We start from the raw sequence: 12,441 nt of genomic DNA on the forward strand, positions 1-12,441 counted from the left end.
CGGCCGCGCCGTGTTCTGTCCTGGTTACGGTCCTACTGCTGCGGGGGCTGGGGGTAGGGCTGGGCGCCGGGCTGCTGCGGGTAGGGCTGGGGCGGCTGGCCCTGCTGGGGGTACGGCTGTCCGGGATGCGGTTGCCCGTACGGGCCCGGCTGTGGGGCCGGGGGCTGGCCTTGGGGCGGCTGGCCGGGTGGGTACTGGCCGGGCGGGTACTGGTCGGGGGCGGGCGGCTGACCGGGCATCGGCTGGCCCGGGTACGGCTGGCCCGGCAGCGGCGGGGCGGCGACCGGGGGCGGGTTGCCGTCGGAGGTCCACAGCCCGTGCGACTGCTGGTGCCGGACGAAGTCCTCGGCGACCAGCGCGGCGAGGTTGAAGTACGCCTCCCGCACCTTCGGACGCATCATGTCGAGGTCGACCTCGGCGCCCGCCGCCAGATGCTCGTCGAACGGGACGACGATCACACCCCGGCAGCGCGTCTGGAAGTGCGCCACGATGTCGTCGACCTTGATCATCTTGCCGGTCTCACGGACCCCGGAGATCACGGTGAGGGAGCGCGAGACGAGGTCCGCGTACCCGTGCGCCGACAGCCAGTCCAGCGTCGTACTGGCGCTGCTCGCGCCGTCCACCGACGGCGTCGAGATGATGATGAGCTGGTCGGCGAGGTCCAGCACCCCGCGCATGGCGCTGTAGAGCAGACCGGTGCCGGAGTCGGTGAGGATGATCGGGTACTGCTTGCCGAGCACGTCGATCGCGCGCCGGTAGTCCTCGTCGTTGAAGGTCGTCGAGACGGCCGGGTCGACGTCGTTGGCGATGATCTCCAGACCGGAGGAGGCCTGCGAGGTGAACCGCCGGATGTCCATGTACGAGTTCAGGTACGGGATCGCCTGGACGAGGTCGCGGATGGTCGCCCCGGTCTCGCGGCGCACCCGGCGGCCGAGCGTACCGGCGTCCGGGTTGGCGTCGATCGCGAGGATCTTGTCCTGGCGCTCGCTGGCCAGGGTGGAGCCGAGGGCGGTGGTCGTCGTGGTCTTGCCGACGCCGCCCTTGAGGCTGATGACGGCGATGCGGTAGCAGGACAGCACCGGGGTGCGGATCAGCTCCAGCTTCCGCAGCCGCTCGGCCTCCTCCTTCTTCCCGCCCAGCTTGAAACGGGAGGACGCGGCGGCGGGCCGTCCGCTCTTGGCCTTCTGCTTCTTGTTGTTGAGCAGCCGGTCCGAGGACAGCTCCACGGCCGCCGTGTAACCGAGCGGCGCGGCACCGGGGTTGGTCGGCTGCCGCTGGTCGTGCTGGATGGGCTGCGGCCAGGCGGCACCGGCTCGGGGGTCCACGGGTGGCTGCTGCGGGTGCTGTTGCGGCTGGGGTGTGGGCGCCTGGGGGTGCGGTTGCTGCGGTTGCTGCGGTTGCTGTGGCGGTTGGGGCTGAGGCTGTGGCTGGCCCTGGGGTGCCGAGGGCTGCGGGAAGCCGTAGCCGCCTGCGGGCGGCCCGGGGGGCGTGGGCGGCTGCGGGAAGCCGTAGCCCGGCTCGGGGTTGGGGGTCGCCGGGGGTGGTGGGGTGGCGCCCTGCTGCGGGAAGCCGTAGCCGCCGGGCTGGGGCTGCTGCGCGGGCGGAGTCTGGTCCGGCACAGCGGACGGCGGCTGCTGCTGCCACGCCGCCGGGGCGGGCTGCGGTGTCTGCGGCTGGAAGGGCGGCTGCTGCGCGGGCATGGGCGGCTGCACCGGCGCGGCGGTGGGCTGCGGTGGTGCAGCGGTCGGGTGCGATGGTGCGGGTGCGGGTGCGGGTGCGGGTGCGGGTGCGGGTGCTGCGGGCTGCGCGGGCCACTGGGTCGCCGGTGCCGGGGCCACGGGCTGATACGACGGCGGCAGCGGCGGCACCCCGGCCTGCGGCTGCGGCTGCGGCTGCGGTGGGGGCTGCTGCGGAGAAGTCCAGTCGGACGGCGGGTCCTGCGGCTCACTGTCCGCAGCGGCCACGGCGTCGCTCGGCGCCGGATCCGTGGGCTCGGCCTCGTCGGTGCCTTCGTCCTCCGCGGGCTCGGCCTCGCCGGACACGCTGTCCTCCGGCTCTACGGCGTCATCGGCGCCATCGGCGGCCTCAGCGACATCCTCGGCCTCGTCGACCTCCGCGGCCTCAGGCTCGGTGTCCGCCGCCTCCGCTTGCTCCGGGGCATCCGCGGCCTCGGTGTCGGTGTCGGCCTCCGTCTCGGGCTCAGCCGCGGCCGTACGCTCCTCGATCTCCCGCTTCAGGGCGACGGCGGAGAACCGCATGGTCGCGCCGCTCTCCAGATCCCCGGACCCGGAGATCTCGAAGTCACCGCCGTTGTCGCCGTTGTCGCCGCTGTCATCGCTGTTGCCGGTGTGCAGTTGGCTCACCGGTGCGGAGGTCTCACCGGAGGGAGCGTCCCCCGCCCCGCCACCGCCCGTGGGCTGGGGCTCGAACCCGCTCCCCACCGGCAGGCCCGGCACGGCGACCGGAGGACCCACCGGCGGGGCGGGCGGAGTGAGCGGGGCGCTCGGCCCGGCACCGGCGCCCGCGTCGGCGCTCGGCTCCGCCCCGCCCGAGGCGTTCTGCGTGTACCAGGCGGGCGGCGCGTAGTCGATGGTGAACTCGCCCGTCGCCTCGACGGAGGACTCCGCGTCGGGCTGGTCATCGCCGGGCGTCGCCCAGCCCCCGCGGATCCCGTCCCGATCGCTGCTCACAGTTCCTCCTGGTGTGGTCGAACACCCTCATGCCGTGCCGGGGCGACCATGTGTTGTCTTCCGAAGTCGTTCGAGGTCGTTCCGAGAGCGCTGTGAGGCCGTCCGACCACGGTCGTCCGATTCCCCGGCTCCCCCTTGGGACGCCGACGCCCGGTCCACGGGTTCTGGCGTCGCGCCCGGTCCCAGCCTAATCACCACCACCGGCACCCCGGCAGGCCCGTCCACCGCTCGGTGCACGTCCGCTCCGTCACAGCCTGCCCCACCGCGCTGCCGCCACTCCCCGGCACACCGGACAAAGGCCAGCAGACCCCCCACGACACCGCCAGCGAAAAGCCACGAAAAGGAACCTACGGCTCAATTACCGCCGCACGCCCACGGCTTCAGCCAGCTTCCGTCGGCTTCCGTCAGTCCATCCGCCGCGGCGTCCCCAGCAACCCGATCTCCGCGTCCGTCGGCTGCGTCATCACGTACTGGCGGTCCCGGTCGGCGCACCACAGCGTGACGCCGTCGGCGAGCGTCGGCAGCGAGTCCATGTCGGCCCGCGGCAACGCCATCGCGCGGCTCAGCTCCCCGGCCTCGTCCGGCGATATCCGCTGCACGCCGACGAGCCGCGCCTGCCGTATCAACCGGGGCGCCACGGGGCTGAGATACGGCAGCAGCGTCAGCACCGCCTGCCAGGGCCCGGACACCACACGCCCGCGCGGGGGCCGCATTCCGCAGTCCCGCACCACGAGCACCGGCGTGCCCGCGGAGGCGCCCTGCGGCGGCACGCGCCCCACGTCGTACACCGAGAGCCCGTTCTGCCCGCCGCCCATGGCGTGCACCATCTGCGTCCAGGCCTGCGCCCGGCCCGTCTCCACGGCCACCCGCGCCCCGGTCGCCGCGGCCCGCAGCGCGAGCACCTGGGCCGTCCACAGGCCGCCGATGAGCACGACGTCGTACGGCGTGGGCCGGTTCAGTCCCAGCACGGCGGGCTGTCCCTCGGCGTCCACCCCGATGACGACGCCGTCGTCCCCGATGGGCAGCGCCAGGGTGTCCAACTCGGCCGCGGACAGGGTGTGTCGCCCGTGGCGCGGGCCGAGCAGACCGAAGCCGGTGCGCAGCAGGTCGGCCGCGCGGCGGGCCGCCGAGTCCGGAGCGCCGCCCGCGGCTCCCGGGCGCCCGGCGCCCGCCGGTGTGCCGTACCCGGGGCCGTATCCGCCGCCCGGTCCGTCCGCCGTACGCGTCGTCGTGGCCGTCACCGAACACCTCCGAGGGGCAGAGTGGCGAGCACGCCCGGCAGTTGCTCCCGGTCGAGGCGGGCCAGCGCCGCGCCCGCCTGCCGGGCGGCGGCCTCCAGCGCGCGCCGGGCCGCGGTCAGTTCCTCGGCGCTGCGCCCGGTGACCCGGAGGTGGCCGCACAGGGACATCTCCCGCCGGTCGGCGTGCGCGAGGGTGAGGCTGATGGTGGTCGCGAGCGCGGGTATCGCCGTGACCAGCGCGGCGAACTGCGGCAGTGAGGGACCCCGGTCGCCGCCCAGCGGGGGCCACTTGCGGATCCAGTACGTGGTGTGCCTGCGGTTGTCGCAGCGCCAGCTGCGGCTGGACTCCTCGGTGCGCCGCTCCTGCCGGTCGGTGCGTCCGGCCTCCGCGGTCACCAGCGGGTTGGCGCAGGCGGAGGTGGCGATGGCGGAGGTCAGCTCCTCCTCGTCGAGCACCGTGGTCCGGAACCCGGCGCCGGTCAGCCTGCTGGCGAGATGGTCGGCGGCGCGGACCACGCACTTCTGGGCGCCCACCAGACCACCGCCGCGCGCCGCCACCGCCTCCGGGCACAGCTCCGGATCCAGCTTCAGCGCGATCCAGGTGATGCGGACCGCCGGGGCGCCGGTCTGCTCCTGCAGCGGCGCGTAGTTGGTGACCGCCACGGACTGCCGCGGCAGGTGCAGCGCGGGGGCGGGCTGGGTGTGCAGCACGATCTGCGCCGACTCCAGGCGGATCCCGTCCACTTCGAGGGCGTCGCGCACCAGGGCCAGCGGCAGCGGTCGTCTGCCGCGCTCGGCGCGCAGGGCGGTGGCGTCGGCCTCCACCTGCACCACCGCGGTGACGAAGGTGCCGTCGCCGACGAGTCCGACGGGACGCCGCTCCCGGCCGCCGTAGGCGTAGGTGCGCAGGCTCGGGTCGCACTCCACGGCCGGGGCGAGCCCCGGTTCCGTACCCGGCGGCACCACCAGGTCCGCGGCGCGCTTGCGCCGGGCGCGCAGGGCGCGGGCGGTGCCGATCCATTCGGGCAGGGAGCGGCCCCGGCGTCGTACGAAGGCCAGCAGGACCAGGACGAGGGCCACCACGGCGGCGGGCACCAGCGCGAGGGTGCCGATCACCCAGCCCATGAGGACGACGGCGGCGGCCAGTTCCACCAGGACGACGCGTTGCAGCCGGAACGAACCGGGCCGCCCCGCGCGCACCTTGAGATGGAGACCGCCCCGCGCGGACGGCTGTCGGGGCGCACGCGCGCCGGGCTCGGCGGAGCCGCGCGCCCGGGTCCGGCCACGGCCCGAGGTCCGCGTCGCGGAAGCCATCACTCCATCCCCCCAATTCGCTCACAACTCACCGGAACCCACTGGAATTCCAGCACCGCACCGGGCCCTAGAGGGCCCAGGCACCCTACCCGCTCCCCGAGCCACTCCCCACACCAGGCATAGTAGGGGCCCGGTCTGACAACGGCAGGCGGGGGACGACGATCCCCGGCCCCGCACGGGCGGACCGCGGGCGCACCACGGGCGGACAACGGGGAGAGACACGCACCCATGGCATCTCGGCGGGACCAGCTCAACGCCTACACCTTCGCGAAGCGCCGCTTGCTCGCGGCCTTCGTGCTGTCGTCCCCGTCCGGCTCGGAGGAGGGCGCGCCGCGGCCCCTGCGGGGCATCCTGCCGGGGCTCATCATCGGCGTGATCATCATGGCCGTCTTCGGCGCGTGGGGCATGTTCAAGCCGACCGCGCCGTCCGGCTGGGACACCCCGAACGAGAAGGTGATCGTCGCCAACAAGTCGACCACCCGGTACGTCGTCCTGAAGACCGGCGAAGAGGTCCAGTTGCACCCGGTGCTCAACATGGCCTCCGCCAAGCTGCTGCTCGCCCCCGGCAAGGGCGACGTGGTCACCGTCAGCGAGTCGCTCCTCGACAGCGGCAAGATCCCGCACGGCGTCACCATCGGCATCCCCTACGCCCCCGACCGCCTGCCCTCCCCGGAGGAGGCGGGCGCCGCCAAGCGGTGGGCCGTGTGCGAACGCCCGGGCGCGGGCGGCCGGTCCATCCAGAAGGCCGCGCTGGTCCTCGCCGACCGCGAGAAGGACCTGACCGACGGCAAGGAGAAGCTGACCGGCGGCGAACTGCTGTACGTCGTGGACCCCGACGGCAAGCGTTTCATCGTGGACGTGGGCGGGACGGCGTACCGGATCGACAAGCTGGACACCGGCGACGACCTCGAACTGCTGCTGCGTACGGTCGTGGGCTCCGGCCGTGAGCCGCAGCGGGTGTCGCGGGAGTGGCTGGCGACCCTCCACCAGGGCGACCCGATCACCTTCCCCGAGTTCGGGGACACCCCGGGCGCGCCCGCCAACGCCCCCGGTCAGCTCGGCGAGTCCGCCGACAGGGTGGGCACGGTCCTGAAGGCCTTCGACAACAACGAGGAGCAGTACTACGTCGTCCTGCCCGGCCGCGTCGCGCCGGTCTCCGCCTTCGTCGCCCAACTGCTGCTGTTCAGCAAGGACCTGGCCCAGGTCGGCCAGGCCGGCCAGGCGCTGGAGATGAGCCCCGGCGCGATCGTCCCGGGCAAGCCCTTCGGCACCGAGCACGACTGGCCCACCGGCACCCCCGAGGCGGTCAACGCGGCGCCGGACGGCCAGAGCACCCGTACGACGATCTGCAACGTCCTGCACGGCGTCGGCGCGAACGGCACCACCACCCTGAGCACCTGGGCGGGCACCGACTTCCCGGCCGCCCTGCCCGCCGGGTCCTCCAGCGCCTACGTCACCCCCGGTTCCGGCCAGCTCTACCGCCAGTTCCAGGGCAAGGAGACCCAGGCGGGCCCCGTCTTCCTGGTCACCGACACCGGCCTGCGCTACGTCCTGCAGTCCAACGCGGACAGCGCCACCGACGACGCCGGGATCGGCATGTCGGAGGAGGAGCGCAAGCAACTCGAACAGGAGGCCCAGCAGGCGCAGTCCCGCCTCGGCTACGCCGACCTGGACCCGGCACCGATCCCCGCGGCCTGGTCGGCGTTCCTGCCCACGGGTCCCCGACTGTCGACGGCGGCGGCACGCCAGCCGCAGGGTTCGTAGGGGAGCGGCGAGAATGGGACGACACGCGCGCGTGCTGACGCTGGCCGTCGCCTTGCTGACGGCGCCGGTGGTCCTCGCACCTCCCGCCGCCGCGGAGGACTTCTCCGGCCAGTGCGAGTACCCCAACGCGAGCTACCCCGGCCGCCCCTGGTCCCTGCAACGCGTGCTCCTGGACGAACTGTGGAGCCAGTCCAAGGGCAAGGGCGTCCGCGTCGCCGTCATCGACACGGGCGTCGACGTGAAGAACCCGCAGCTCAAGGACGCGGTGGACGTCAAGAGCGGCCGCAACTTCCTGCCCAAGGGCCTCAAGGACGAGAACGGCGACCCCATCGAACGGGGCAGCGAGAAGGGCACCACGGACACGGTCGGCCACGGCACCAAGGTCGCGGGCATCATCGCGGCGCGCCCGGCCAAGGACACCGGCTTCGTGGGCCTGGCCCCCGAGGCCACGATCATCCCGATCCAGCAGAACGACGCCGACGGCCACGGCAACACGGACACCCTCGCCGACTCGATCCGCTACGCCGTCGACGCGGGCGCGGACGTCATCAACATCTCCCAGGACACCTCGGACGCGGTCGAGCCCGACCCCGCCCTGAAGGCGGCGGTGGACGAGGCCCTGGCCGCGGAGGTCGTGGTGGTGGCCTCGGCGGGCAACGACGGCCTGGGCGGCAACGTCAAGGAGACCTACCCGGCGTCGTACGAGGGCGTCCTGGCCGTGGCCGCCTCCGACCGCAACAACGAACGGGCGTCGTTCTCCCAGTCCGGCGACTTCGTCGACGTGGCGGCGCCCGGCGTCGACATGATCTCCACGGTCCCGAGCGGAGGCCACTGCTCGGACAACGGCACGAGCTTCTCGGCGCCGTACGTGGCGGGTGTGGCGGCCCTCATCAAGGCCGAGCACCCCACCTGGACGCAGCGTCAGATAGTCGCCCAGATCGAACAGACGGCGGAGCGCACCATCGCCGGTCATGACCGCCTGGTCGGCTGGGGGGTGGTCGACCCGGTGCGCGCCCTGACGGAGGACGCGGAACCGATCGAGTCACCGAGCCCGCGGGAGGGCCTGGGCGAGGTCGAGGCACCGGCCGCCGCAGCGCTGCCCCTGGGGGAGACGCCCGATGAGCGCAACGCCCGCCTGGGGACGTATGTGGCCGTGGGGGCGGCGATCCTCGTGGCGGGTCTGGGCGGTACGGCGGTAACCATCAGGGACGCGCGCAGACGGCGTCGGGCGGGGGACGTTCGCAGTGGCCACGCTGCAACGTGACCGGAACGCGAGGCGTGTGACCAAGACCGCTCGACGGCCGTCGGGGCGGCGGGAACCCAGGTGGCGCCCGTGTCGTCCAGTGAAGAAGGGATGAAGATCGGCCACTTGCGGAGGGCTGGTCGCGCATATGGCAGTTGGGACTGTCGGTGTAAGTCATTAGAGTGGTTGCGGTTGCGGTCATGAGCGCCTCAGGGCGCGACCGGCGGCACGTACGGGGACAACGGGGAGGGATGGCTTCGTGCTTCCTGCGGACATGGGCGGAGGCGCCACGGCGGCGGATGTGCGGCGTGGCGTGATGGCGCTGTCGACCTTCAAGAAGCGCGTGGACGACCTGCTGGCCGCGTTCGAGAAATCGGCGGGCGGCGCGTCCAAGGTGGGGACCCACAGTTTGCCGGAGTCCGCCTTCGGCAGCGGCGCGTTCCCGGAGGGCAAGCAGCTCCACCTGGAGTACGAGCGCGTGCACGAACGCATCACGGCACTCTCGAAGTCCCTGGGACTCCAACTGGAGGCCATGCAGATCGCGGTGCACGGCGTGGACGTCACCTTCGACAACCTCGAGGACGAACAGCGCTACCGGTTCCACGAGATCCGGGCCGAGGTCAACCAGACGCGTGACGAGATGCTGAACGAGCACAACAAGCGCGACAACCGAGCCTCCGACACGGACGCGGGGTACTGATGAGCGGCGACGGCGACAAGCACAACGGGGAGCGCCACCAGCAGGAGTACCAGGAGGCCCTGAACCAGAACGGCACGCTGGACGCGGTCATGACCATGACCCGCCTGATCAGCCCGTTCGGTTCGTCCAGGGGCATCCACTTCGGCTCGACGAACTTCGAGGGCTACGACCTCAACGACATGATCGACATCGTCGAGTCCGCCAACCCGGAACTCCTCGAGTCCGCGGGCACGGCCCTCGTCGACGCCCGCGACGCCATCACCGACGCGGCCGAGGAACTGAGCAAGAACCTCGGCAAGATCGACTGGCAGGGCGAGGCCCACAAGGCGTTCTCCGACTGGGGCGACAGCCTCATCAAGACCGCCCAGGGCATCGCCACCTACGCCGACACCATCGGCACCCAGGTCATGGCCGCGGGCTCCGGCCTCGCCTCCGTACGCAAGTCCATGCCACCCCGCGACAACCGCACCGACCGCAAGTCCGTCGACGACATCCCCGAGGCCAAGCGGGACGACTCCAACGAGGAGTACACGGCAGCGGTCAAGGCGGAAGCGCACCGCCAGGAGGCCATCAACCAGATGTACCGGCTGGCGTCGTTCTACACGGTGTCGGCGGGGGCGATGGGGGCGGCTGAGGAGCCGGTGTTTCCTAAGATGCCGGATGTGGGGGTGCCGGAGCCGCCGCCGGGCTTCGGTCCGGTTGAGCCGTCCAGGCCCACGGCCCCGCTTTCGCCAGCGAGTGAGCCAACGACCGCTCAGCAGGTCTCGGCAGCGGCTGGCGCGGAGCGGCAGAGTCCGGCTGAAGTGCTGTCGCCCCGCACGGGCGTCGACGGGGTTGTTGCGACGCCGCGGCAGTCGGTCGGCACAGAGATCGACAGCGTCGGTACGTTGCCGCCCCAGGAGGTCGTGAAGCCGACCCCTGGCGTGCCACCGTCACCGACCGGGACCACTCCTTCCACGGGCCCCGTTCCGCCCATGGCGCCCACTGCGATCCCGCCCACCGCGCGCGGGCCGGTCGGGCGCGCCACCAAAACCGGCGGTGTGCCGCCGACCCGGATTCCTCCTGCGGCGCAGGGGCGCGTCAACACTTCCCCACCGCCTCGTGGACCTGTCCCGCCGGGGCCTATGGGACGTACGGGCACAGGACCTGTCCCTGGGGGGCCCACAGGACGTACTCCGACGGCAGGGCCAGTGGTAGGACGCGGGGTTGGCCCAACGGGTCCCATGGGGCCAACGGGACGTGGCACTACGCCTGCACCCGCCGGGACGCGCGGAGCGGCTCCTGTGCAGCGAGGCATCGTCGGTGGGAAGCCACAGGCGATGGGCCCGGGGATCGGGCATGTTGGTGCCGCCCGTGGACCGGTGGGTCCCATGGGTCCCACGGGTGCCCCGCCTTCCGGCCGCAGCAGTGCTGGGCGCCCCAGGGACGGCGTGGTCGGCGGTCGTCCCGTGACTTCTGGCACCTCCGGCGGCGGCTCCAAGCTGCCGCGTGGCACGGTCATCGGGGGAGAACGAACACAGGGCTCGGCCTCGACCACACAGAAGCCTGGCCAGCGGGGGGTGATCGGGGCACCCCCTGCCCCTGCGAACTCGGGCCAGACGTCCCGTCGAACCACCGGTCGTCAAGACGGCGTGATCGGCACCCCGAACGGACGAACTCCTGGAACAAGGAACAGCGGACGCGCCCCGGACCGTGATGAGCGACGCGGTGACGCGCCGAGGACCGACTGACCGGACAGAAGCGAGGACGAGCACAGCATGGTGTCAGGGAACAGGCGACGCTACAGGTCGGGGACGCCCACAAGGCGGCTCGGGAGAAGGATTGCCAACCTTTGCACGGCACTTGGTGCTGCGTCCGTCCTGTCGACAGGCCTGGTTCCTGAGGCAGTCGCTGCCGACACCCAATCGCAGCAGTGGTACCTGTCGGCGATGCGGGCCGAAGAGATGTGGAAGGTGAGCACTGGCGCGGGTGTCAAGGTCGCTGTCGTCGATTCCGGAGTCAACCCCGACACCCAGTCACTGAAGGGCCGGGTGACCACCGATGGCGTGTCGCAGGCCCTCGGCTACAAGGCGACCGAGGACTACGACAGTCACGGAACCTCCATGGCGGAGCTGATCGCGGGCAGCGGGGCCGGTGGCACGCTGAAGGGCCTTGCCCCCGATGCCACGATCGTTCCCTACCGGATCGCACTGACCACTCTGAAGGACAAGACCGAGCGACAGAAGGCTCCCGATCTGCCAGCTGTCATCAGAGAGATCGCCGACAGTGACATCGAGATCATCAGTATGTCCTTCACCTCGAGTATCGACCACCAAGAGGTGCGCGAGGCGGTCGAGTACGCACACAGCAAGGGCAAGCTGATGTTCGCCGGTACCGGCAATGAGGCCGAGACCAAGAACTTCATCGGCTACCCCGCTGCCTATCCCTACGTGGTGGGCATCGCCGCCTCGGACGAGTCGGGAACCGTGGGCGAGTTCTCCGAACATGGCAACTACGTCGATCTGGCCTCTCCCGGCCTGGATGTGCCTACTTGGTGCGACGCCACATTCCGTTCGTACTGTACGGGCCAGGGCACAAGCCAGGCCACCGCCATCGCCTCCGCCTCCGCCGCCCTCATCTGGTCCGCCCACCCCGACTGGACCGCCAACCAGGTCCTCGCCAGCCTCATCGACACCGCAGGCCGCGACTGGGCGAGGGACGACCCGAGTACGTACCTCGGCTACGGCCTGATCCGCCCCCGCAAGGTGCTGGAGAACGCCGACTACAACCCCGTCTCGGCGAACACGGACCCCCTCGCCACGGAGAACGCCACCGGCGTCCTGGATGAAGAGGGCGAGCCGGTGGCCGCCACCAGCTCGCCGTCCCCGGGGGCGTCTAAGGACACCTCCGGCGGTCAGACCTCCGCAGCGGCCCCCAAGTCGGACACCTCCGACGACACCACCCTCTGGGTGACCCTCGGCGCCGCCGCCGCGGTGCTGGTGATCGGGGGCGGCGCCGTCGCTGTGGCCCGTTCCAGGCGACGCGCGTGAACCCCCGGTACAACACAACCCCGCGGTGACACCCCACCGCCCACACGAAAGGGACTGCCGACATGGCTGATGGCCGCAAGCTTTACGAGGCCCAGGTACAGAAGCTCCAGACGAACGTCATCGACCGATACGACTCGATCCGGCAGTCTCTCGCCCGCCTCCAGGGCACGATCGACATGATCGAGAAGAGCTGGACGGGCCAGGGCGCCCTCGCCTTCGACAAGAAGCAGACGGAGATCAACAGCCACATGGCCGCGATCGGCCGCATGCTCGACGACTTCCTCCAGGGCATCGACCTCAACAGGAAGGACAAGCAGAACCTCGAGGGCCAGATCGACGCCGACATCACCAAGATCTCGGTGGAGGACCTCGGCGGCAAGACCTCGGCGCTCAGCAGCTACTGAGCCAGCCGGGCCCAACCGAGCCCCGACCCCCACCATCTGACCTTCAAGAAACGAGGC

Annotated in this window: 9 protein-coding genes; 6 read left to right on the forward strand and 3 right to left on the reverse strand. The window is 71.8% G+C overall.

Annotation, left to right across the window (positions count from 1 at the left end):
• Positions 1 to 32 precede the first annotated feature (32 nt).
• From ACFVQG_RS31535 to eccE, 3 genes are all read right to left on the reverse strand, one after another.
• Positions 33 to 2,690 (reverse strand): SCO5717 family growth-regulating ATPase, encoded by a 2,658-nt coding sequence (locus tag ACFVQG_RS31535; RefSeq protein ID WP_383389870.1) that lies wholly within the window; start codon positions 2,688 to 2,690, stop codon positions 33 to 35.
• 404 nt (positions 2,691 to 3,094) lie between these two features.
• The gene (locus tag ACFVQG_RS31540) at positions 3,095 to 3,931 is read right to left on the reverse strand and encodes a hypothetical protein (protein ID WP_383389873.1); all 837 of its coding nucleotides are present in this window, start codon (positions 3,929 to 3,931) and stop codon (positions 3,095 to 3,097) included.
• Positions 3,928 to 5,244 (reverse strand): type VII secretion protein EccE, encoded by a 1,317-nt coding sequence (gene eccE / locus ACFVQG_RS31545; RefSeq protein ID WP_383389876.1) that lies wholly within the window; start codon positions 5,242 to 5,244, stop codon positions 3,928 to 3,930. The genes ACFVQG_RS31540 and eccE overlap by 4 nt, the downstream gene beginning before the upstream one ends.
• A 228-nt stretch (positions 5,245 to 5,472) precedes the next feature.
• Here eccE and eccB point away from each other — a divergent pair, with 228 nt between their 5' ends.
• The 6 genes from eccB (at position 5,473) to ACFVQG_RS31575 (ending at position 12,384) form a co-directional block, all read left to right on the forward strand.
• A complete protein-coding gene (eccB, locus tag ACFVQG_RS31550; RefSeq protein WP_383389879.1) occupies positions 5,473 to 7,008 on the forward strand; it encodes a type VII secretion protein EccB in 1,536 nt (511 codons plus the stop codon).
• A 13-nt stretch (positions 7,009 to 7,021) separates the two neighbouring features.
• Positions 7,022 to 8,272, forward strand: coding sequence for a type VII secretion-associated serine protease mycosin (gene mycP, locus ACFVQG_RS31555; protein ID WP_383389882.1), 1,251 nt, complete (start codon positions 7,022 to 7,024; stop codon positions 8,270 to 8,272).
• Positions 8,273 to 8,510: 238 nt separating this feature from the next.
• A complete protein-coding gene (locus tag ACFVQG_RS31560) occupies positions 8,511 to 8,951 on the forward strand; it encodes a hypothetical protein (protein ID WP_383389885.1) in 441 nt (146 codons plus the stop codon).
• Entirely contained in the window at positions 8,951 to 10,681 is a 1,731-nt protein-coding gene (locus tag ACFVQG_RS31565; RefSeq protein ID WP_383389888.1) for a hypothetical protein, read from the forward strand. The genes ACFVQG_RS31560 and ACFVQG_RS31565 overlap by 1 nt, the downstream gene beginning before the upstream one ends.
• Before the next feature lie 213 nt (positions 10,682 to 10,894).
• On the forward strand, positions 10,895 to 11,980 hold the full coding sequence (locus ACFVQG_RS31570) for a S8 family serine peptidase (RefSeq protein WP_383389974.1): 1,086 nt from the start codon (positions 10,895 to 10,897) through the stop codon (positions 11,978 to 11,980).
• 62 nt (positions 11,981 to 12,042) lie between these two features.
• Complete coding sequence (locus tag ACFVQG_RS31575) at positions 12,043 to 12,384, forward strand: WXG100 family type VII secretion target (RefSeq protein WP_383389890.1); 342 nt, start codon at positions 12,043 to 12,045, stop codon at positions 12,382 to 12,384.
• Positions 12,385 to 12,441 lie beyond the last annotated feature (57 nt).

It is taken from the genome of Streptomyces sp. NPDC057877, assembly GCF_042796855.1.
GTDB lineage: Bacteria > Actinomycetota > Actinomycetes > Streptomycetales > Streptomycetaceae > Streptomyces.